At 40.0% G+C, this 20,962-nt stretch carries 22 protein-coding genes; 14 read left to right on the top strand and 8 right to left on the bottom strand.

Annotated elements, in window-relative coordinates:
• Positions 1-32 precede the first annotated feature (32 nt).
• Positions 33-512 carry a divergent PAP2 family protein gene (locus JNUCC23_RS19755; protein WP_403075426.1) on the bottom strand — a complete coding sequence of 160 codons (480 nt, stop codon included), beginning with the start codon at positions 510-512 and terminating at the stop codon, positions 33-35.
• Positions 513-827: 315 nt separating this feature from the next.
• On the opposite strand from JNUCC23_RS19755, the gene JNUCC23_RS19750 reads away from it, so the two are divergent.
• Positions 828-2,330, top strand: coding sequence for a leucyl aminopeptidase (locus JNUCC23_RS19750; protein WP_454213169.1), 1,503 nt, complete (start codon positions 828-830; stop codon positions 2,328-2,330).
• Positions 2,331-2,560: 230 nt separating this feature from the next.
• Here the strand turns inward: JNUCC23_RS19750 and JNUCC23_RS19745 are convergent, their stop codons facing one another.
• Positions 2,561-2,926 (bottom strand): hypothetical protein, encoded by a 366-nt coding sequence (locus JNUCC23_RS19745; RefSeq protein ID WP_403075422.1) that lies wholly within the window; start codon positions 2,924-2,926, stop codon positions 2,561-2,563.
• A gap of 228 nt (positions 2,927-3,154) precedes the next feature.
• Between JNUCC23_RS19745 and JNUCC23_RS19740 the strand changes: the two genes are divergently transcribed.
• The 5 genes from JNUCC23_RS19740 to kapD all read left to right on the top strand — a co-directional run bounded on the left by JNUCC23_RS19740 (position 3,155) and on the right by kapD (position 7,665).
• Complete coding sequence (locus tag JNUCC23_RS19740) at positions 3,155-3,901, top strand: GTP cyclohydrolase II (RefSeq protein ID WP_403075419.1); 747 nt, start codon at positions 3,155-3,157, stop codon at positions 3,899-3,901.
• A 13-nt stretch (positions 3,902-3,914) separates the two neighbouring features.
• A complete protein-coding gene (gene ribD / locus JNUCC23_RS19735; protein WP_403075416.1) occupies positions 3,915-5,015 on the top strand; it encodes a bifunctional diaminohydroxyphosphoribosylaminopyrimidine deaminase/5-amino-6-(5-phosphoribosylamino)uracil reductase RibD in 1,101 nt (366 codons plus the stop codon).
• Positions 5,016-5,102: 87 nt separating this feature from the next.
• Positions 5,103-5,666, top strand: coding sequence for a 5' nucleotidase, NT5C type (locus tag JNUCC23_RS19730; RefSeq protein WP_062185905.1), 564 nt, complete (start codon positions 5,103-5,105; stop codon positions 5,664-5,666).
• 300 nt (positions 5,667-5,966) lie between these two features.
• Positions 5,967-6,365, top strand: coding sequence for a hotdog fold thioesterase (locus JNUCC23_RS19725; protein WP_062185908.1), 399 nt, complete (start codon positions 5,967-5,969; stop codon positions 6,363-6,365).
• A gap of 673 nt (positions 6,366-7,038) precedes the next feature.
• On the top strand, positions 7,039-7,665 hold the full coding sequence (gene kapD / locus JNUCC23_RS19720) for a 3'-5' exonuclease KapD (protein ID WP_062185910.1): 627 nt from the start codon (positions 7,039-7,041) through the stop codon (positions 7,663-7,665).
• Positions 7,666-7,702: 37 nt separating this feature from the next.
• Here the strand turns inward: kapD and JNUCC23_RS19715 are convergent, their stop codons facing one another.
• Positions 7,703-8,089, bottom strand: coding sequence for a kinase-associated lipoprotein B (locus JNUCC23_RS19715; RefSeq protein ID WP_454213165.1), 387 nt, complete (start codon positions 8,087-8,089; stop codon positions 7,703-7,705).
• 310 nt (positions 8,090-8,399) lie between these two features.
• Between JNUCC23_RS19715 and JNUCC23_RS19710 the strand changes: the two genes are divergently transcribed.
• The 3 genes from JNUCC23_RS19710 to JNUCC23_RS19700 all read left to right on the top strand — a co-directional run bounded on the left by JNUCC23_RS19710 (position 8,400) and on the right by JNUCC23_RS19700 (position 10,339).
• The gene (locus tag JNUCC23_RS19710) at positions 8,400-8,990 is read left to right on the top strand and encodes a peptidylprolyl isomerase (protein ID WP_403075409.1); all 591 of its coding nucleotides are present in this window, start codon (positions 8,400-8,402) and stop codon (positions 8,988-8,990) included.
• 179 nt (positions 8,991-9,169) lie between these two features.
• Entirely contained in the window at positions 9,170-9,916 is a 747-nt protein-coding gene (locus JNUCC23_RS19705) for an AAA family ATPase (protein WP_403075406.1), read from the top strand.
• A gap of 198 nt (positions 9,917-10,114) precedes the next feature.
• Positions 10,115-10,339: a hypothetical protein gene (locus tag JNUCC23_RS19700; RefSeq protein WP_403075404.1), complete on the top strand. Its 225-nt coding sequence runs from the start codon at positions 10,115-10,117 to the stop codon at positions 10,337-10,339.
• Between the two features lie 91 nt (positions 10,340-10,430).
• On the opposite strand, the gene JNUCC23_RS19695 is transcribed toward JNUCC23_RS19700, so the two are convergent.
• Both JNUCC23_RS19695 and JNUCC23_RS19690 read right to left on the bottom strand, forming a co-directional pair.
• Positions 10,431-11,069, bottom strand: a complete 639-nt coding sequence (locus JNUCC23_RS19695; protein ID WP_454213162.1) for an NAD(P)-dependent oxidoreductase — start codon at positions 11,067-11,069, stop codon at positions 10,431-10,433.
• Positions 11,070-11,149: 80 nt separating this feature from the next.
• On the bottom strand, positions 11,150-11,560 hold the full coding sequence (locus tag JNUCC23_RS19690) for an Rrf2 family transcriptional regulator (protein WP_049683020.1): 411 nt from the start codon (positions 11,558-11,560) through the stop codon (positions 11,150-11,152).
• A 211-nt stretch (positions 11,561-11,771) separates the two neighbouring features.
• Here JNUCC23_RS19690 and JNUCC23_RS19685 point away from each other — a divergent pair, with 211 nt between their 5' ends.
• The gene (locus tag JNUCC23_RS19685) at positions 11,772-12,524 is read left to right on the top strand and encodes a TraR/DksA C4-type zinc finger protein (RefSeq protein ID WP_403075398.1); all 753 of its coding nucleotides are present in this window, start codon (positions 11,772-11,774) and stop codon (positions 12,522-12,524) included.
• 397 nt (positions 12,525-12,921) lie between these two features.
• On the top strand, positions 12,922-13,422 hold the full coding sequence (locus JNUCC23_RS19680) for a superoxide dismutase family protein (RefSeq protein WP_403076189.1): 501 nt from the start codon (positions 12,922-12,924) through the stop codon (positions 13,420-13,422).
• Between the two features lie 412 nt (positions 13,423-13,834).
• On the opposite strand, the gene JNUCC23_RS19675 is transcribed toward JNUCC23_RS19680, so the two are convergent.
• Entirely contained in the window at positions 13,835-15,004 is a 1,170-nt protein-coding gene (locus tag JNUCC23_RS19675; protein WP_403075396.1) for a MalY/PatB family protein, read from the bottom strand.
• A gap of 332 nt (positions 15,005-15,336) precedes the next feature.
• On the opposite strand from JNUCC23_RS19675, the gene JNUCC23_RS19670 reads away from it, so the two are divergent.
• Complete coding sequence (locus JNUCC23_RS19670; protein ID WP_454213159.1) at positions 15,337-15,597, top strand: DUF1871 family protein; 261 nt, start codon at positions 15,337-15,339, stop codon at positions 15,595-15,597.
• Positions 15,598-16,038: 441 nt separating this feature from the next.
• On the opposite strand, the gene JNUCC23_RS19665 is transcribed toward JNUCC23_RS19670, so the two are convergent.
• Positions 16,039-16,857 (bottom strand): alpha/beta fold hydrolase, encoded by an 819-nt coding sequence (locus JNUCC23_RS19665; protein ID WP_403075390.1) that lies wholly within the window; start codon positions 16,855-16,857, stop codon positions 16,039-16,041.
• 763 nt (positions 16,858-17,620) lie between these two features.
• On the opposite strand from JNUCC23_RS19665, the gene JNUCC23_RS19660 reads away from it, so the two are divergent.
• A complete protein-coding gene (locus JNUCC23_RS19660; protein WP_062185930.1) occupies positions 17,621-18,124 on the top strand; it encodes an Lrp/AsnC family transcriptional regulator in 504 nt (167 codons plus the stop codon).
• Positions 18,121-19,287 carry an aminotransferase gene (locus tag JNUCC23_RS19655; RefSeq protein ID WP_403075385.1) on the top strand — a complete coding sequence of 389 codons (1,167 nt, stop codon included), beginning with the start codon at positions 18,121-18,123 and terminating at the stop codon, positions 19,285-19,287. The genes JNUCC23_RS19660 and JNUCC23_RS19655 overlap by 4 nt, the downstream gene beginning before the upstream one ends.
• 281 nt (positions 19,288-19,568) lie before the next feature.
• On the opposite strand, the gene JNUCC23_RS19650 is transcribed toward JNUCC23_RS19655, so the two are convergent.
• On the bottom strand, positions 19,569-20,912 hold the full coding sequence (locus JNUCC23_RS19650) for a sodium-dependent transporter (RefSeq protein ID WP_403075382.1): 1,344 nt from the start codon (positions 20,910-20,912) through the stop codon (positions 19,569-19,571).
• Positions 20,913-20,962 lie beyond the last annotated feature (50 nt).

The raw sequence follows: 20,962 nt of genomic DNA, 5'->3' as shown, positions 1-20,962 counted from the left end.
TCCCATCAAACTAGATCATGACGATGTGTTTCTTATTTAAATACGAAAAAGTATAAAATAACGGCGATGAAGATGCCAGTCAGTCCGCCGAAGAAAACTTCAATGGGCTTATGACCAAGTAATTCCTTTAATTTATGCTGTTTATGCTGTTCTTCTTTGTTTTGCCAGTTTTTAGCTTCGCTAATAAAAACATTGAAATCTGCAACAAGTTTATTGAGAACAGCAGCTTGTTCACCGGCCTGTCTTCTAACGCCTGTTGCATCAAACATCGTGATGATCGCAAATACAGTTGCGACAGCGAAAATTGGAGATGAGATGCCTGACTGAATGCCGACACCTGTCGCAAGTGCTGTCACAGCAGCAGAGTGAGAACTGGGCATTCCGCCTGTAGAAGTAAGCAAAGACCAGTCAAGCTTGCGCAGTGCGATATAGTGAATAGGTACTTTAATAAATTGAGCAAAGAAGATCGCGATAATAGATGCAACGAGAGGGAAATTAAAGAATAATTCCATGTATGTCCGCCTACTTTCTTTTCAAAGAGTACTTTTTTAACATAATGCGCATGCAATTTTAATGAAATGATAGTTCAGGTAACTCTGTATTTTCTATATTCCCCTAAAACGGTTCTAACCCTGCAGTGTAATTCTAGTTTTACTTGAAAAATTAGATGATGTATCATACGTAGTGATATGATTCTATAATTTTCCTGTCTTTGTGTTTATATACTAAAAGTTAATCACATAAAATTCAAGCATGTGTTAGGGACAGAAAGGATTCGTTCGAACCAGATTGAAAAATTCGTTATAATAAAAGGAGGAGTGATCATCATGTTTACAGTGAAAAATGAATTGAATTTTGATCAGCACGAAGAGTGTTTATTAATCGGTGTGTTTGAGAAGCCGGTTAAATTAGAAGGAATAGGACTTACAGCAGATCAACTGTTAGATGGTCAGTTAACGGAATTGATAAAGGATGGAGAGATTTCGGCAAAGAAGAAATCCGTCTCTAAAATACATACATTAGGCAAGGTTGGCGTTAAACGCTTAATTTTCGTCGGACTAGGGAAAGAAAAGGAATTGACCTTTGAAGCATTGCGCGAGGCTTTTGGAAAAGCATTTAAAACGTTGAAGGATGCGAAAATGACAACAGCAGCAGCTGCGTTAGATACGTTTGTCACAGAGAAAGTCGATGTCCTAGATGCAGCTCATGCATTAAGTGAGGCATTCGAACTTGCGACTTATCAATTTGCAGGGTATAAACAAAAATCAAACTCTGTTGAAAAACAAATTGATTCCTTTACCGTTTATAGTGAAGAGGATGGAGATGAGGTCTTATCTTCATTAAAAGTCGGGAAAGTATATGGAAGTGCAACGAATTCAGCACGTACGCTTGTGAATACGCCAGGAAATCTATTAACATCAACAGATCTTGCTGATTATGCGCGTGAGCTTGGGGAACAGTATGATTTTGAAGTGGAGATTCTTGAAAAAGAAGAGATGCTAAAGCTTGGAATGGGAGCTCTCCTTGCTGTGAACCAGGGATCTGTTGAACCGCCAAAGATGATTGTTCTAAAATATCAAGGCAAAGATGAGTGGAAAGATGTAATCGGTCTAGTAGGGAAAGGAATAACCTTTGATACAGGTGGTTATTCCCTGAAAACGAAAGCCGGTATCGTCGGCATGAAAACGGATATGGGCGGTGCAGCGGCTGTTCTTGGAGCGATGGAAATCATCGGTGAATTGAAGCCGGAGCAAAATGTTGTGGCAGTCATTCCATCCACCGATAATATGGTGAGTGGAAGTGCTTTTAAACCGGACGATGTGATTACGTCCATGAGTGGTAAAACAATCGAAGTTCTGAATACAGACGCAGAAGGAAGGCTTGTATTAGCAGATGCACTAACATATGCCTTACATCAAGGCGCTGATTACCTTGTTGATATCGCTACATTAACAGGTGGGGTGATCACAGCACTTGGTATGGATATGACTGGAGCTATGACGAATAATGAAGCATTCTTTGAGGAAGTACTATTAGCCTCTTATGAAACAGGAGAACCAATGTGGCGCCTTCCTATTACGGAAAAAGACAAAGAGCGCGTACGAAACAGTAAGCTTGCTGATTTGAACAACTCACCGGGTGCTGCAGGACATGCGATCATGGGTGGAGCATTCATCGGCGAGTTTGCTGAAAACAAGCCTTGGGTACATCTTGATATTGCTGGAACATCTGTAACGAATTCAGCGTATGACCTAGGTACTGCTGGAGCAACAGGTGTTATGGCAAGAACATTGGCTACACTTGTAGAACGATTTGGTGAAGAAGACTGAAGAAAACCGGAGGCCTTTGCTTCCGGTTTTTTACTCCATGCTAGCAAACCGGCTGATAAAATCCTGTTTTGGCCGATATAAATGGAAAACGGCTTAAATACTTGCGTACTCCGCTGATATAATAAAAAATAGGCTCATATATGTATAAACCTTAGTATTCAAAATGAAAAAAGACGGATTCAATTTACGTTTATGAATCCGTCTTTTTTTAGAAACTTCCTCATTTTCTATTAAAAATTCAACCATTTCAAGCTAACGATAATATGACAGCAGTTATCTTCGGTTTTTGGGTGGAAATCGAAACGGATTCCATCAGGGCTATAGGTCGTGTCTGGCATTGTTTTTACGCCGGTCTTTCGGATCATATCTGTTACAGTAGCTGTTTTTGATTGCTGCGCTGCTGCCATAAGCCGCTCTGAAAATGGACGAGACATGGCGAAAGAGTTTACAACCTTCTGTGCATCAAGTAGTAAGGACTGTGAATGTTTTGCCGATTGAATGAGCAAGTCCGGATTAACAGAAGGAAACTGGCGAAATATATCATGATGATGGGAATGTCGATAGGCATCAGGAAACCCATCATGATTTTCTGTCAAAAAACCCTCTCCTTTCAAGATCTTCTTTTTCCAACATATGAAGTAAATACAAATGCTATACTGCTACAAGTAAAATTTTAAAAAATAAATGTTTGGAACAAAAAAAGGAAAAATTTAAAAATAAGAGCCTCATTATTTGTATTTTAAATGTGATAGGTTTATGATATTATTAATACCTAGTTACAAAAAGTAAGGAATTTAAAAATCCTAATAGGTCAGGTGATCGATATGATTATTACGCCACAAATTAAAGAAATATTAATAGATAAAATGCAAATGATCAAAAATCCAGGTAAAAGAGAAATATGTCTTGTAGGACCGGTTAATCTTCCTGTAGAGCAAGGTGACTTTTCAGCTGTATTCCAGTGGTACACATGGATTGAGCTTGATGATAAGGTTCAAACGAAAGAAGATGTACTTGAATCGTTAGCAACGGCTAATTTAGCTTCCTCTCAACAATCTTCTGTGTTGGTTTATGGTGATTTCAAAGAGTCTGAACAGGCGTTAGTTAGAATGCATAGCATCTGCCATACCGGCGATATTTTCGGCAGTCAAAGATGTGATTGTGGCTATCAGCTTCATCAATCGATGAAAATGATAACAGAACATGGTAGTGGCGCTCTCTTTTATTTAGCTGATCATGAAGGGCGAGGCATTGGTCTGTTCTCGAAATCACTTGCTTATATCTTACAGCAAGAAGGTTTAGATACAGTAGAAGCGAACCATGCGTTAGGATTTGAAGATGATACGCGTTCTTATGAAGGAGCCATACAAGTGCTAGAAGAACTGAGAGATAAACCAGTCGTCCTCATCACAAATAATCCGAAAAAGCTACAAGCATTGCGAGAGCATGGTTTGGCTGCGGCTGAACATATCCCATTATGGGGCGGCTTGACAGAAACAAACAGCTTTTATTTAGATACAAAAATAAAAAAATCAGGACATATTCCACAAGAGAATACTTTTGCTATATAGGAGCGCTGATAAAGTGAAAACAGACCAAGAATATATGCAGCTGGCGCTTGATTTAGCAGCCACGGCTAAAGGAAAGACGAATCCGAACCCAGTTGTCGGGGCGGTTATTGTAAAAGATGGCGTGATCGTCGGCACTGGAATTCATCGAAAAGCAGGAGAACCCCATGCTGAAGTACATGCTTTTAAGATGGCTGGGGACTATGCATGCGGAGCAACTCTTTATGTAACACTTGAGCCTTGTTCACATTTCGGAAAAACACCACCTTGTGCCAATTTGGTTAAAGAGTCTAGAGTAAGCCGCGTGGTCGTAGCTACTCAAGATCCGAATCCATCTGTGGCAGGAAGAGGGATTGGATTACTGAGAGATGCAGGAATAGAAGTTGAAGTAGGCGTTCTGGAGAAAGAGGCCTTGCTACTAAATGAACGGTTTATTCACAATATGAAAACACAACGACCTTTCGTCATCTCTAAAACGGCTATGACGCTAGATGGCAAGCTCGCCACTCACACCGGCCATTCGCAATGGATTACTGGAGAAGAAGCACGCCGTTCCGTTCATCAATTACGAAATGAAGTCGATTCGATTTTGGTTGGGATAGGTACCGTATTAGCAGATAATCCATCGCTTACAACTCGCTTGCCTGAAGGAGGCAAGAGTCCAATCCGCATCATTGTGGATAGCCAATTGCGTACGCCATTAGAAGCAAAAGTGACAGATTGCAAAGAGGCAAAGACGTGGATTGTCACGTCAGAGGGAACAGATGCTGAGAAAAGAGCGGCCTTAATCAAGAAGGGTGTTGAGCTCATCGATGTGCCGTTAACTGCCATGGGATTGAACCTGGAGTATTTATTAAACGAACTTTATCGTCGAGGTGTTACCGATGTCTTAGTTGAAGGTGGCGGAGAGATCAATGCCTCTTTTTTACGAGCTGGTTTGATTGATAAATATATCGTCTATGTAGCGCCAAAAGTTCTAGCTGGCAAACATTCACTTACTCCTTTTGCGGGCGTCGATGCTGAAACGATGGATGAAGCGATAGACCTATCCTTCCACCACATTGATAAAATTGGTGATGATTTATGCATCACGGCTTATCCTACATTCAAGCAATGAAAGAAAAGGGTATGTAGCCGCAAAAACGGGTTTACTGACCGTTTTTTGCTGATTCTCAGATAGACGATTATATGAGGAGGGAAAGAGTTGAGATTTGGCTTCGATATCGATGATACTTTAATCAATTTACGAGAGCATGCCTTTCATTTATATAACAAAAAGTTGAACAAAGATGTGGAATTAGCGGCTTTTAAAGCTTTGACCACATTGGAAATTCATGAGCCGTTTGGGCTAACCGCAGAAGAAGGCACAGCGATGTGGAATAGCTTAGCAGAAGAAATCTACTATACAACCTGTCCAGCTTTTGATGGAGCAGTTGAAACGTTGCAACAGCTTGTCAAGGACGGTCATGAGGTCTTCTATATTACGGCAAGGAATGCTGAACATTGCGAACGGACCAAAGACTGGCTTATCCAAAATCAATTTCCAGTTCAAGAAGGCCATTTCTTTTGCGGAATGAAGGACGGCGAAAAGATCCGAATTATAGAGGATCTACAATTGGATTATTATTTTGACGATAAACCTGCTGTACTAGAAACGTTATTGGATGCCCCGACAAAAGTATATGCGATTGACAACAGCTATAATCGGGAATTGAAGATCCCAAGGCTAACAAGCTGGTTTGAACTAAAAGAGATCATTGCTAAATAAAGAACCTGACCTGAACAGATTTTGAACTGTTTAGGCCAGGTTTTTTTTATCCGATTATTGATTATGATGACTGAAGTACCGAAATCAGAAAATATGCGTCGAATCCAAGAAATATAAAATTGAATCATCGTATTTCCTCAATAAAATTATATTGTAGTTGTAAGCGGAAATCACATTCACAAAGACAAGCAGTAAATTTGAGTAAAAGTACATTCTGAAAATGCCCTAAATTAGTGAATACGTGTAAAATAAAATGTGTATGTATGTTTTTATTTCATTTTTAAGGAGGCTAAAGTCTATATGGAATTCAATATTGAGAAGTCGTTGTTGAAGTCATTGGGGATCGAAATAACAGAGTTGAGTAAAGGGAAAGTCATTGCGACGATGCCGGTTGATGAAAGGACCTGGCAGCCAGTTGGATTGCTTCATGGAGGCGCTTCCGTGGCACTTGCTGAAACCGCTGCGAGTATTGGTGGCTATGAGCTTGTGGACAAATCAAAAGAAGCTGTTGTTGGACTTGAAATCAACGCCAATCATATAAAAGGAAAACGATCAGGAATAGTAACAGCTGAAGCAAATATTCTACATAGAGGAAAAACGACCATGGTTTGGGACATTAAAATTCGTGATGAAGAAGAACAGCTTATTTCCGTTTCCCGCTGCACACTGGCAGTTATTTCTCTTAATCAGAAAAGCTAAGACTTATATGACTTTAGCAAAAAGAAGGAGCGCAAACTGCGTTCCTTTTAGTTTTCCAACGCATCGTCTGTATCCACATCTAAGGGCAGTAAGGCTTAGAGGAGTAAGAGAAGCGTAGCGGGGCTTCCACTGATTGAAGTTTCACTTTATAGTCGATCCAGGTTGACACTAGCTTTGAAACATATGACTGAAAGAATTTTTTTATAATTCTTTCTTTCCCCCAATCAACGAGACAAGCTGATGCGTATGATGCTGTATAACGACTGTAGCACTATCTACTCCAGCATTCTCAACTTATTTTGAAATCTTTCCTTTCGAGCGAATAAGAAAGAAACGCGAACAAAGAGAGGGTAGGAAGCGATAAAAGGTTTAGGGCTTTGCGTAGAAACATGCGCATAGAACAGCTCCCTAGCTAATATATTTTCGTATAGAATATGTTGCTATTTTATCCCGGTTTAACAGGCTGTAATACCCCCGCTTCAATTTTGGTGGCAGAATCAAGAAAAAATAGGTAGGGGATGGATGAACAAGCAGTGAGGTATGATCTAACAAAATAGGAAGAGGAATTGTTCATAGAGATGTAGAACATTGTTATTGAAAGAAAAAAACGTAATTTGTTTAAATATTCTGTTATAATATCACAATAAGATTTTAGAAAAGGGGGATGGAAGACATGGAACAAAACATGCAACAATACTTATTCATTGATTTTGAGTTTACTATGCCAGAGGGGAAGGGGAAGCCTGCTGGTTTTTATCCGGAAATTATTGAAGTTGGCTTTGTTTCCGTAATAGATGATGGATTGGGTGATCAATTTTCTTCGTTTGTTGTTCCGGATAAGTTTTCGCAGTTAACAGAACGCTGTAAAAGATTTCTTCATATTTCGCAAAGTCAGGTGAATCAAGGCATTAATTTTGTTGAGCTTGTTGCATTATTAAAAAGCTATGATCAGAAATGTCCAACGAAGATTGTCACGTGGGGAAATATGGATATGAAGGTATTGCGTAATAATTGTCAAAGAGCGGGAGTCGAGTTTCCTTTTACCGGGGAGCAAATTGACTTATCAATGGAGTACAAACGCTTTTTTGGCGATCAAAATCAAACGGGTTTGTGGAAAGCGGTACAGGCTTATGGAAAAGAAGGAACAGGAAGGCACCACCGTGCACTTGATGATGCGATGACAACGTATAATATTTTTAAATTAGTAGAAAAAGATAAAAGCTATATGAAGAATCACCAGCCTACAACGATTGGAGATCGGATTGATTTGTCTAAAGTTTTAAATAAACTTGTATTATAAAAGCCAAATCATGAGAATTGATTTGGCTTTTAGGTATTTATTTAAAATAGTCTTTCTCCAGTTCTTCGATATGTTGCAGACTTCTTTGATTCCATTCGTCTTGGGTCTCGGACAGCTTCTGTTTCATCGAATCAACGGATTGTTGCAGTGATTCTTTATAATTGGGAATTTCACTCGTGTACGCTCTAACCATATTCTTAGGCACATTCATCTGTTCACGGAAAGCAAGTGCTCGGCGCTGATGAAACAGGGCGACATCCACTTGTTTTGGATTGTGTAAATCACCTTGCATAGGATGCTTGGCGCAAGCGAGAACACGGACAAGATACGCATTTGGCCTCTCTTCAGTAATTTCTCCAATATATTTCCCTGTGCGATAAATCGCAGACACTTTGTCCCCAACTGCAAATTGCTCTTCGCTCATTTTAATTCCCCTTTTCCTACTCATTCTCTCTTTATCATACAAAATTCAGAGAAGGCTTTCAAATAATGGGGAAGGAAGATCTTAAGTAAGAATCTTGGTGTGCAACAACAGATCATAATTGAATAAATGGACAGGTTGTAGATTGAATCCTTTCGAGTAGTAGAATAATGTCGGATTTAGCCGGAATTCATCATTGCCGGCAAGTCGCTTGCACTTTGCTAATGAATTCGTGTAAAGTGTACAATTGAAGGCACATAATAGTAGATTCATGATTATGGGCGGATTATTTATAGGAAAGAAGGGATTTTAGATGACAAACTATCCACAATTAACATCTGAAGTATTAGAAAATGAAAAAGCGGCCATTATGGAAACAAACCAAGGAAATATCAAAATTAAATTTTTCCCTGAATTAGCACCAAAAACAGTTGAGAACTTCTTAACACATGCTGAGAATGGTTATTATGACGGAATTGCTTTCCACCGTGTTATTAAAGATTTCATGATCCAAGGTGGAGACCCACAAGGAACTGGTATGGGTGGAGAAAGTATTTGGGGTGCTCCATTTGAAGATGAATTCTCTATGCAACTTTTCAATCTTCGCGGTGCATTATCGATGGCCAATGCTGGACCAGGAACAAACGGAAGCCAATTCTTTATCGTTCAAGCACAACATGTTGACAGCAGAATGGGCGGGCAAATGAAACAAGCGGGCTACCCAGAAGAAATCATCGAAGCATACATGGCGACTGGTGGTACTCCATGGCTTGACCAAAAGCATTCTGTTTTTGGACAAGTTGTCGAAGGCATGGATGTAGTTGATGCCATTGCTAATGCAAAAACGACATACGGTGACAAACCAGCGGAAGACATTGTGATTCAATCGATTAAATTAGTGTAAAGTGAAACTTCCATCAGTGGGGGGCATCCCCAAGCTGATGATTAGTTGAACCGTTAATGCGGGATAAATCTTATGAAGCGGGAGGCTTTTGTCTCCCGTTTCTTTTTTGATAACCACTTTAATCGCCTCATGAAAACACCTCAAGTAAATTTTTTGAAAAATAGAAAAGGAGCATAACCATGTTTCCTCTAGAAAGTTATATTCGAAGAGTTGAGTTGAAAAGAGATGCCGTTCCTTCATTTGATATTTATCCGTTCTGTTTACCAGCTGTTCGTCCGTTGACTGATGTTGAGCTTCATCCGAATGTCACATTTTTCGTCGGGGAAAATGGCATGGGGAAGTCGACATTATTGGAGGCAATCGCCGTTGCTTTTGGTTTTAATGCAGAAGGTGGCACGATTAATTTCAACTTTTCTACGAAAGAGTCTCATTCTAATTTGTACGAATATGTAAGACTTGTGAAAGGGACGAGAAAGCCGAAAGACGGATTTTTTCTCCGTGCTGAAACGTTCTATAATGTCGCGTCTACGATTGAAGAATTGGACATAGGTGGCTTCGGACCGAGAATAATTGACTCTTTTGGCGGGAAGTCACTTCATGAACAATCCCATGGGGAATCATTTTTCGCTGCATTTACGAATCGATTTAGCGGACAAGGAATCTATATACTAGATGAGCCTGAAGCTGCCTTATCTCCGCTCCGGCAGCTATCTCTATTATCAAGAATGCAGGAGCTCGTTCAATTGGATTCACAGTTTATTATTGCCACCCATTCCCCCATCATCATGGCCTACCCAAAAGCAAAGATTATCGAAATGACAGAAGAAGGACTGAGAGAAACAAAGCTTGAAGACACCGATCATTATGTGATCATGAAGCAGTTTTTTGAAGATAAAGACCGCTTGCTTTATCATTTGTTAAAATAGTGGGGAGATTTTTGTTATATATTGGATTGACGTATATTTTACAAATCCGACGCGTAATTTCTCGATTTGACGCATATTATGCGATTTAAAGTTCTAACTGAAGCCTTCTTACAAATCGATTCAATTTAAGTCGCGAAATGGAAAGGTAGTTGTTATAATTAAGATACAAGAATTGGTATTTTAGAAAGGATGTAATCAATGAGCGTTCTTTTACCTACTGTACTTGGCTTGTTTCTCTATTTTCCAGAAGACAAGTCAGAATATTTTCCTGCTATCATTTCGTTCACCATATTCATGATTGCTTGTGCTTTTACGATGAGGTGGATTATCAAAAAGTCACAAAGAGAAGCACTAAAAACGAAGGAATTAGAAGAAGAAGTAACGCGTAGGAATCAACATTTAAAGAAAAACTCGATGCATTAAAGCGGGATAAATAATCAAAGGATCTCCTAAAAAGGGCCTGACCTCTAAGTTTAAGAGATCTGACTCTTTTTTATAGGACATCCTTTTTTACTTATGCTTCTTCAGAAACGACAGTGAAGCGTTCGTTTACATGTTTAGGATTTTCAAGTTCATCAAGCACAGCTACAGCGTAGTCTTCGTAGCTTACATAGCTATTTCCTTTTGAGTTTACGAGAAGGTGATCTTTGCCGGCTTGATATGTTCCTGTTCTTTTGCCAACTGCAAATAATGCGGAAGGACTGAGGAATGTCCAAGCAATCGAATCCGTACCTTGCAGGATTTCGAGATTCTTCCCTTGATTCGAAGCAGTAGGCTTAAACATATCTGGGAAGTCGGGCGTATCAATGACACGGACTTTTTTATCTGGATCAACAAACAGGCTACCTGCTCCACCGACTACGAACAATTTTGTATTTGGTGCTCCTTTTAAAACTTCAATTAGAACGTTTCCAACATCAACATGTAAATGCTCTTCTCCAAATGGTGCACCAAAAGCATTGACTACAACGTCAAAACCTTTAACATCATCAGTTGTTAAATCGAAAACATTTTTTTCTAAAATAGCTACTCCCTCTACTTGAAGCTTTGCAGCGTCGCGAACGATGGCTGTTACTTCATGATTCCGCTCTAAAGCTTCCTTTGCGATACGGCTCCCTGCTTTTCCAGTTGCTCCAATTATTCCTATTTTCATAATTATGATTCCTCCTAGTAATTGTCTATTTGTAACTGAATTTGTTACAACTTGGTGGTGAAAAAGAGGTTGACTCTAAATCAAAGGGCCATCCTCGTTCTGATATCTTGTAACGATTTGCTTGCCAGTTCTTTTTCCATTGCAGTCTGTGCTGTATGAAACGTATCTTCCAAAGCAGATTGAATGTTTTTACCGACAGGGCATTGTGGATTTGGATTTTCATGCATCGAAAATAAATCTTCTTTTTCTTGAACGGCGAGATAAATGTCTAAAAGCGAAATCTCTACTGGATCTCGGGTCAAGACAGCCCCTGGCGTTCCAACTTGTGATTGAAGAAGCCCTGCTTTTTTTAGCATTCCTGTAATTCTACGAATGACCACTGGATTGGTGTTCACACTACCGGCAATATATTCTGACGTAACCTTTTCACGCGGACCAGATGCAATAAGGGAAAGAATATGAATGGCAACAGCAAAGCGACTGTTAATCATCGTATTCACCACCTATGTAACTATTATAGTTACAATTGGTTTGATTGTCAAATTAAGTAGCTAATATTGCTCTACACATAACTTACCCATTTTTTTGGCCAAAATACTTATTTGACTTTTTTTTTAAAGGGAAGAAACTTCCGCTAGTGAAGCGTAATACTTAGGAAATACTACAAGAAGGAAATCCATTTGCCAAGAAAGGATGGGGGATATGCCTTCAAAAGAACAATTAAACCAATTGAGACAGCAATTACAGCAGACAAAACAGGAGCTAGAGGAAAGATTAAGTGATAATGGAAATTTCGGGTTGCTTAGAAGCTTTGCTCATGATTCAACAGGAGAATTATCGAGTATTGATAATCATCCAGGTGATGAAGGGACAGAATTATATGAGCGAGAAAAAGACATCGCGCTCTATGAACACGCACGTCAGCATGTAGATGAAATTAATCACGCGATCCATGCGATGGAAGCAGGAACGTATGGGAAATGTGAAGTGTGTCAATCAGAGATTCCACTTGATCGATTGCAAGCGATTCCGACAACAACATTTTGTAAGGAGCATTCACCCTCCCAGAATACTTCCCATAATCGCCCTGTTGAGGAAGAAGTATTAACCCCTCCATTTGGGAAATTCGATAATGATGACCAGAATGAATCGGTGATTTATGATGCGGAAGATACTTGGCAGGACGTAGCCAGTTTTGGGACTTCGGAATCGCCATCTGACTTCGCCTATCCTCCCGATGATTATGAGGATATGTATGTTGAATCAGAAGAAAATATCGGCTATGTGGAAGATTATGAGAATTTTGTCGGCGTTGATATGGACGGCAAGAATATTACGGTGTATCCGAACTCGCAACACGAAAAATATGAGGCTGCTTTAGATGAGGAAGGGATTATGACTACATTCGGTGACCTGCCGCAGTATGAACATGACCCTTATGTAGAAGAAGACTGATTTTGGATAAGCGTAAAAGCCATTGTGCTTTTGCGCTTAATTTCTTTAAAGTGATAGAACATTACTGCACGTAAATTTCGATTCTAGCACGAAAAGGGTTCAATCTGGCGCGCAAAGAGGTTCATCCGGCACGCAAATCTTAATATGGGCACGTAAAGTGTCCCATTCGCAGCAGAGTCTTAATTTATAGTCACTTTAGAGTCAGAAAATTTTTCGGGTGCCCGCGATTTACATATACTTGTTGTGAATAGAGGTAATTAGTCTAAAACCATTCGTAACAAAGGGGATTTAATCATTCAAGTATTCAGATGCAAGTTTTTTAGTATACCTTTTTCACTTTAGGAAAAAATAGATGGGATAAACGGAATGGGCGGGAGGTAGTATATTGAAAACGAGAATGAGTGTGATGATCATGATGCTTTTGCTAGCCGGTTGTGCAACGGAAAGTCCCAAGAAAATTGATGTAACGATGCGAAATGTAGATGGAGACTCACTTGGAGAAATTACTGTTCAGGAGAAGTCTAAAGGTGTTACGCTAGATATTGATTTAAAGGGACTGGAGCCTGGTGTGCATGCCATTCATATCCATAACAAAGGTTCATGTAAGGCACCTGATTTTATTTCAGCTGGTGATCATTTTAACCCAGATAAAAAAGAACATGGTTTGCTTCATCCGAAAGGGGCACATGCGGGAGATTTGCCAAATTTAATTGTCAAAGATGATGGAAAGACGAAAGCGAAATTGGATGCTCCAAATGCAACGCTTAAAGATGGAAAAAATTCACTTCTTACTAAAGACCAAACATCTATCGTCATTCATGCATCAGCGGACGACGGCATGAGTCAGCCGGCGGGGAATGCTGGAGATCGAATTGCTTGTGGTGTAATAAAAAAATGATATCTGTAGGATGAATATATAGAAAAAGCCAGCTACTCTCTAGGGTACTGACTGTCATTTTTGAGACAGTCAGTGCCCTAGAGAACCCTGGTTTTTTCTTTTGCAATGTCGTTCGTGGCTGATTCACTTGGATGAACCACTTCAAACGAGCAAAAATACGCTTATGATAGTAGAAGAAAAGGGAAAGTAATCTATTGATGCGTCAAAGTGTAAAAGAGCAGCTACCACTGTACTAGTTGGCAACTGCTCTTTTTATAATACGGTTCATGATAGCGCTAGTCCAAGTGTGCCGAATCAAAGTAATCACTAATATACTCGTGAATCTCTAAGATTTGGAGCTTGATTTTCAAGCCCTTTTCATTTGCGTAGATTATTTTCACAGATAACAACTTGAAACAAAAGCCTTCTCTATTTAAATTAATGCTCGTTTCAATCTTTCTAGCCCCTCAAGTAGGACTGAACGTGGGCATCCAATGTTCATTCTCACAAAACCTTCCCCACCTTGACCATATTTCGGACCAGGTTCAAGAGCGAGTTTTCCTTTTTTTAGTAAAGTATCTTGCAGTTTTTCATCTGTCCAACCAAGGTTGCGACAATCAATCCAAATTAAGAAAGAGGCATCAGGATGCATAACGGTAAGGTTAGGTAGTTCTTGTGCGATGAAAGCTTTGGCAACTTGAATGTTTTCCTCAATATAAGGAAGTAATTCATTTAACCATGGTTCCCCATATTGATAGGCTGCTTCCATTGCGGTTAATCCAAGCAGATTTACCCCATGAAAGGCATTTTTAATTTGAATTTTTTCAATTTGTTTCTTGTGCTCGGGATTGCTGGCAAGGAGAAGCGAAGCCTGTAGCCCGGCAATATTAAATGTTTTACTTGGAGCCATTAAGGTAATGGTGCGACTTGCTACACTCTCACTTAGAGAAGCGATGGGAATGTGTTTGCTATGTGACAGTGCTAAGTCAGCATGAATTTCATCACTGACGATTAGGACGTCATATTGATCGCAAAGTTCGCCGATTTTTATTAATTCGTCTTTTGACCAAACTCGACCACCTGGATTATGTGGGCTACAAAGCAGGAATAGCTTGACGCCGGATTTTAATTTTTCTTCGAAGTCGTTAAAATCAATTTCAAATCTTGCGTTTTCGACTAATAAAGGACTATTGACAACCTTACGATCAAGATGTTCTATCATATCAAAAAAAGGTTTGTAAACAGGGCTTTGAATCAATATTTGATCACCAGGATTTGTGAAAGCACTAATGGCGGTTCCAATTCCAGAAACAACACCGGCGCTATATCCAATCCATTCACTCTCAATTTGCCAATCATGACGATTTTTCAACCAATTCTGGATTGCGCTGTTTATCGCGTGTGAAGGAAATGTGTACCCGAACACAGGATGGTTAATTCGAGAGTATAATGCCTCTTGAATTTCTTTAGGACTAGGAAAATCCATATCGGCTACCCACATTGGCAGCGCGTCGCTCGTCCCGTAAACGGATGCTAATGCATCCCATTTTTCTGAACTTGTATTTCGTCTATCAATCACTTTATCGAAAATTGATTGCTTCATCAAATCCACCTCTAAATTTTAAATTATCCCGGTATAACAGGCTGTACGATGCCACATAAATGATTTGAGACAAGAAAAAGAGTGATTGGCAGTGGAAAACAGCCTGTAAAACCCCGATTGGTGAGATACAGTGAAACTTACCTTTGTGATCTTCAAAGGTTTAGTTGAACCAATCGGGTTCGTAGTATCGCTAATATCTACGCGGTAGCGGAGATATTAGCGATAGTAGAACGGGACTAACCATCAGTGGGGAACTGCACCCACTGATGGAAGTTTCACTTTATGATACTATAATAACATGTACAGACTATTTTGAAGTAGGTGATAATTGGATGAACACACAACAAGTGAATATGGCAATGGCAGAAGTGTTACGAAATTGGGACCCATTTCAGCAAGGAGAAGATTTTTATGAACCTGAAATTGCGGATGTGCTTCTGGCAATACGCGATATCGAGAGTGGCTCTGAGCTTGCTGGTAAAATACAGGAGATTTATGAATTTTCATTTGAACAACAGCTTGCTTTTAACGATTGCTTGAAAATAGCTGAACAGCTACGTAACATTAAAGAGAATGAAAGCTGTACGCTATAATGCATGTAGGTGACCGAAAAGGGTCTGACCTCACATTCTATACACCGTTTATCCCGCATTAACGGCCAGTAAGCCCCACCTAAAGGCTGAGGAGTAGGAATCGAAGAAGCGTAGGTGGGGGACAACTGCCCGTAAAAGCCCGATTGGTGAGATACAGTGAAACTTACCACTGTGCTCTTCAGCGGTTTAGTTGAGGCCCACAGGATGTGGGTTCACACAGACGTTGCCGCAGGACGCGGCGCACTTAGTCTGTGATTCATTGAATCGGGTTCGTACTGTCGTTTGATCGAAGCGTTTGCTGCGATCTTAGCGACAGTAGAACGGGACTAACCATCAGTGGGGGTGAAGAAAACCCCACTGATTGAAGTTTCACTTTATTGTGTCATTTAAACGAAATATAGTAGTTGTGGGGTCTGACCCCCTCGTTGTTTAGATACGTTTTTATTGCCTTAAAAAATCATGAATGTAGTTATACACTTCTTCTGGTTTTTCTTCCGGTATTAGGTGACCTGCTTCTTTAAGAACGATAAGCTTTGCATGAGGCAGGTCGGTCTGCAATCTTTTTCCGATTGAGAGCGGAACAACCTGGTCATGTTCACCCCAAATTAGCAAACAATCCGTGTTAATTGCTTGTAGGTCATCTTTAGATAAATCTCCCTCAAAATGCCGCGCCATTCGCCCGAGCGCTTGGAACATCCCTTTTTGTAAGAAAGGCTCTAAATAGCCGTTCCTCATTTCATCATCAATCATCTTTTTATCATACACAACATTGTGTAGATTTTTCTCAATCCCCGACTTTCCAAGATACCAACGTATAAGAAGTGGAAAAAAAGGAAGATAGGTCGCTTTCCTTATTGAGGGTCTCATCGGTGCTAAATAGCTAGAACCTGACAGTAACACAACTTTTTCGACAAGGTCGGGTCTACGCTTACAAATTTGCAAGCAAAGTTGGCCGCCCATAGAATGACCAATCAAGATTACCCTTTTCAGTTTTCTCATTTCCAAAAAATTGATAATCGAACAGGCGACATTTTGATAAGAATACGTATAGGAAGAAGACTTTTCACTTTTTCCAAAGGGCGGATAATCAATAGCAAGTACATTGTAGTCTTCTTGGAAAAAAGGAGTGAGTTTTCGGAAGCTGAAAGATGAGGATAAGAAACCATGCAGTAGCACAAGTGTTACTGCATCCGCATCTCTACTTATAGATTCACAATACAGATCAATCCCATATTTTTTCTTTTCAGTTATTTCTCTCAAGGAGCTCATCTCTCTTTGTTAAATTTGTGGAAATTTGTCTATAATTATGCTTAAGTGTGTGTTGTTTATCCCGCATTAACGGGCAGTACCCCCACCTTAAGACTTAGAGGAATCGAAGAAGCGTAGGTGGAGGAACTGCCCGTAAAAGCCTGATTGGTGAGATACAGTGAAACTTACCGCTGTGATCTTCAGCTGTTTAGTTGAACCAATCGGGTTCGTACTGTCGATTGATCGAAGTGGTAGCGAAGATCTTAGCGACAGTAGAACGGGACTAACCATCAGCGAGGAACTGCACCCACTGATGGAAGTTTCACTGTATCCCGCATTGACGGAAAGGCAAATTCACTTTATATAACAAATTCTACCCTAATTTGCTATAATAATTAAAGAATTCTGCTATAACAGAATCTTTATCCCACACTTAACGGATAGTCAATACTTCCACCTCAAGCTTTTGAGGAACAATGGGGGACAACTGCCCGTAAAGTTCCGATTGGTGAGATACAGTGTAACGTACCTTTGTGGTTTTCAAAGGTATAGTTGAGGTTCCACAGGAAGTGGACCACACAGACGTTGCCGTAGGACGTGGCAACGTCTGTGATTCATTGTATAGGGTTCGTACTGTCGATTGATCGAAGCGTTTGCTGCGATCTTAGCGACAGTAGAACGGGACTAGCCATCAGTGGGGAACTACACCCATTGATGGAAGTTTCACTTTATCTTTATACATAGTTCTCGAATGAGACTAAAGGAGGCTGTACTTATGCATTTAACGGAAAAGGAACTGGAAATACTGCAAATCATTGAACAAAACAGCCGTATTGACTTTAATGACTTAGCGAAAATGGTTGACGCGGATGAATCAGAAATTGCGGATACTGTACAGAAGCTTGAAGATATGAATGTCATCGTTTGTTATGCGTCAATCATCAATTGGGCGAAGGTAGACGCTTATCATGGAGTAACGGCCATGATTGATGTAAAGGTAACACCCAAACGAGGTGTTGGCTTTAATGAAGTCGCCCAAAGAATTTACCGTTTTAATGAAGTAGAATCGGTTTATCTAATGTCTGGCGCATATGACTTGTCCGTTGTTGTGACAGGACAGTCGATGAATGAAGTGGCTCAGTTTGTATCGGAAAAACTATCTACTTTGGATTCAGTAATTTCCACGACCACTCATTTCATTTTGAAAAAATATAAACACGATGGAACGATTTTTGAGCCAATTAATGAGGAAGACAAAAGAATCGTGGTGTCACCATGATCCAGACAAGCTTTGTCTCGAAAACAATCGCTGATCTTAAACCGTCGGGAATTCGTCGTTTTTTTGATTTGGCTGTGAATATGGAAGGTGTTGTTTCGCTTGGTGTTGGCGAACCGGATTTTGTGACGTCATGGAATGTAAGGGAAGCTGCAATCTTATCGTTGGAAGAAGGTCGTACATCTTATACGGCAAATGCTGGATTAATAGAACTACGACAAGAAATCGCTTCATATATGAAAAAAGGATTTGCTGTCTCGTATCAACCAGATTCACAAATTATTGTGACGGTCGGGGGGAGTCAGGCCATTGATATTGCGCTTAGAGCGATTTTAAATCCTGGCGAAGAAGTATTGGTTGTTGAGCCATGCTTTGTTGCTTACAGCCCACTTGTGACGTTAGCGGGTGGTGTTGCGAAAACGATCCAAACAGTGAAGGAAAATGAGTTTAGGCTTACAGCTGCTGAGCTTGAAGAAGCCATTACGCCAAATACGAAAGCGATTATCATGTGTTCGCCTAATAATCCGACAGGAACCCAACTTAGGAAAGAAGAATTAATCGAAATTGCAAAAATCGTTCAAAAGCATAACTTAGTGGTCATTTCAGATGAAATTTATGCTGAGCTTGCTTATGATGATGATTTCACTTCAGTAGCAGCTATAGATGGCATGATGGAGCGAACGATTTTAATTAACGGTTTTTCCAAAGGGTTTGCTATGACAGGTTGGCGTCTTGGATTTGTTTGTGCGCCAAAAGACATTACCGAGGCGATGCTAAAGATCCATCAATACACGATGATGTGCGCATCGACAGTGGCCCAATATGCAGCTTTGGAAGCACTGCGTAGCGGAATGAATGATGTAGAGAACATGAGGAAAAGTTATCGTCAGCGTCGAAATTATATTGTGAAATCGTTCAATGAAATGGGACTAGATTGTCATATGCCAGGCGGTGCATTTTACGCATTTCCATCCATTGAGAGAACTGGATTGTCTTCACAAGAATTTGCTGAGAAGCTTTTATTTGAAGAAAAAGTTGCTGTAGTTCCAGGTAATGTGTTTGGTGAGAGTGGAGAAGGACATATCCGATGTTCCTATGCCTCCTCTTTAGAGCAACTTCAAGAAGCAATCAAGCGGATGAGCCGGTTTGTTGAAAAATATAAATAAAAAGATAGGATCTCCCATAAGTAAAAGGGCAGACTCGCAAAGTCTATCAACTGTTTTATGAGGTGTAAGTAACCTGAAAAACGTTGATGGAATGCAAGTTTGCCCTTTTTTGGAGATCTTTCTCTTTTTTTAAAAGACTCATTTGGTTGATTGGAGCGGAAGTGCGAGACTCCTGCGGAGGAGGCTTACCGCCCGCTCCGCAAAAAGCGAGAAACTGGAGCGGAAATCAACTAATCCGCACTGCTTGGTAAATAGCAACAAAGTATGCGGAAACAGCCTTTTTAAATAATACCAAGCGAACTTAGTAGAACAAGGATAATTCCAATTGGTGCGATGTACCGAATGATAAAATACCAAATCTTAAATACTTTAGATGAAAGGGTAGAACCAAGCTCTAGTTCATTTTGGACATGTATTCGTTTCATTTGATAGCCGATAAATAGTGAAATGAACAGTGCCCCGACTGGAAGGGCGATATTACTTACAAGGTAATCTGCCATATCGAATATTGATTTGTCAAATATCGTAACATCAGAGAGCACATCGAAGGAAAGCGCGCTTGGGATACCTAAGATAAATACAAAAATACCAGCTAGCCAAGAAGACTTTTTCCGTTTCGTTGGGTCATTTTTTGACAACGCTGCGACAATAATTTCAAGGATTGAGAAAGCTGAAGTAAAGGTCGCGAACGCAAGCAGGATGAAGAATATGAGCATGAAAAAGCTACTAAAGGCCATTTCATTAAATACAGCAGGTAGGACTACAAAGACGAGTCCAGGTCCGCTCGCAGGATCAAATCCGAGTGCAAAGACAGCTGGGAAAATGACCAGTCCAGCGAGAAGACAGATGAAAATATTCAAACCAACAACAGATAATGCTGATTTTGTTATATCTTCCTGCTTCCCTAAATAAGAGGCATACGTTACCATGACAGAAATCCCGACACTAAGTAGGAAGAAGGCTTGACCTAACGCCATTAAAACCGTTTGTCCTGTTAAAATAGAGAAATCAGGCTTTAAGAGAAATTCAACACCAGCATAGGCTCCTTTAAGTGTCAATGAACGAATCAGCAGCACAAGAAAAAGAATAAAAAGTGCAGGCATCATAATTTTATTTGCCTTTTCAATGCCATTTTGTATGCCGCCTTTTACTACAATAATCGTTAAGATCATGAAGACAAGTTGGGCTAGTACTGTTTCATAAGGGTTGCTAATGATCGTTTCGAACAACTGTCCGTATTCATTTTGAGATAATCCTGAAAGGGAACCCGTTATGCTTCGAACAATATAAGAAAGTATCCAGCCGCCAACAACACTATAAAATGAAAGCAGGATAAAAGAAGCGACCACTCCACCATATCCAACGAGAACCCATGGTTTACCCGGAGCGATAGATTTATAAGCAGATACTGCATCTTTTTGGGCATGTCGGCCGATAATAAATTCGGCGATTAAGATAGGTGTTCCAATTAATAAAGTGAATAGAATGAAGAGCAAGAAGAACATGCCGCCTCCATTTGTTCCGGTCATATATGGGAACTTCCAAATAGCACCCAATCCAATTGCAGAACCAGCAGCTGCAAGGATAAAACCAATCTTAGATGTCCATTGTTCTGGTTTTGCCATAGATGTGTAACTCCTTTTTGCTTTTATTATCATCAAAATACGTAAAACTA

The organism is Peribacillus sp. JNUCC 23 (assembly GCF_053653995.1).
Note: the sequence above shows the minus strand (reverse complement) of the source record. Positions and strands in the feature narration are given on the sequence as shown.

Coding starts and splice junctions, on each gene's coding strand:
- JNUCC23_RS19715 (WP_454213165.1), bottom strand. CDS start 8,089: ATGAGCGAAGAGCAATTTGCAGTTGGGGACAAAGTGTCTGCGATTTAT.
- JNUCC23_RS19695 (WP_454213162.1), bottom strand. CDS start 11,069: ATGAAAATAGGAATAATTGGAGCAACTGGAAAAGCAGGGAGCCGTATC.
- JNUCC23_RS19755 (WP_403075426.1), bottom strand. CDS start 512: ATGGAATTATTCTTTAATTTCCCTCTCGTTGCATCTATTATCGCGATC.
- JNUCC23_RS19650 (WP_403075382.1), bottom strand. CDS start 20,912: ATGGCAAAACCAGAACAATGGACATCTAAGATTGGTTTTATCCTTGCA.
- JNUCC23_RS19670 (WP_454213159.1), top strand. CDS start 15,337: ATGAACACACAACAAGTGAATATGGCAATGGCAGAAGTGTTACGAAAT.
- JNUCC23_RS19675 (WP_403075396.1), bottom strand. CDS start 15,004: ATGAAGCAATCAATTTTCGATAAAGTGATTGATAGACGAAATACAAGT.
- JNUCC23_RS19740 (WP_403075419.1), top strand. CDS start 3,155: ATGATTATTACGCCACAAATTAAAGAAATATTAATAGATAAAATGCAA.
- JNUCC23_RS19710 (WP_403075409.1), top strand. CDS start 8,400: ATGACAAACTATCCACAATTAACATCTGAAGTATTAGAAAATGAAAAA.
- kapD (WP_062185910.1), top strand. CDS start 7,039: ATGGAACAAAACATGCAACAATACTTATTCATTGATTTTGAGTTTACT.
- JNUCC23_RS19655 (WP_403075385.1), top strand. CDS start 18,121: ATGATCCAGACAAGCTTTGTCTCGAAAACAATCGCTGATCTTAAACCG.
- JNUCC23_RS19700 (WP_403075404.1), top strand. CDS start 10,115: ATGAGCGTTCTTTTACCTACTGTACTTGGCTTGTTTCTCTATTTTCCA.
- JNUCC23_RS19750 (WP_454213169.1), top strand. CDS start 828: ATGTTTACAGTGAAAAATGAATTGAATTTTGATCAGCACGAAGAGTGT.
- JNUCC23_RS19680 (WP_403076189.1), top strand. CDS start 12,922: ATGAGTGTGATGATCATGATGCTTTTGCTAGCCGGTTGTGCAACGGAA.
- JNUCC23_RS19685 (WP_403075398.1), top strand. CDS start 11,772: ATGCCTTCAAAAGAACAATTAAACCAATTGAGACAGCAATTACAGCAG.
- JNUCC23_RS19725 (WP_062185908.1), top strand. CDS start 5,967: ATGGAATTCAATATTGAGAAGTCGTTGTTGAAGTCATTGGGGATCGAA.
- JNUCC23_RS19705 (WP_403075406.1), top strand. CDS start 9,170: ATGTTTCCTCTAGAAAGTTATATTCGAAGAGTTGAGTTGAAAAGAGAT.
- JNUCC23_RS19660 (WP_062185930.1), top strand. CDS start 17,621: ATGCATTTAACGGAAAAGGAACTGGAAATACTGCAAATCATTGAACAA.
- JNUCC23_RS19690 (WP_049683020.1), bottom strand. CDS start 11,560: ATGATTAACAGTCGCTTTGCTGTTGCCATTCATATTCTTTCCCTTATT.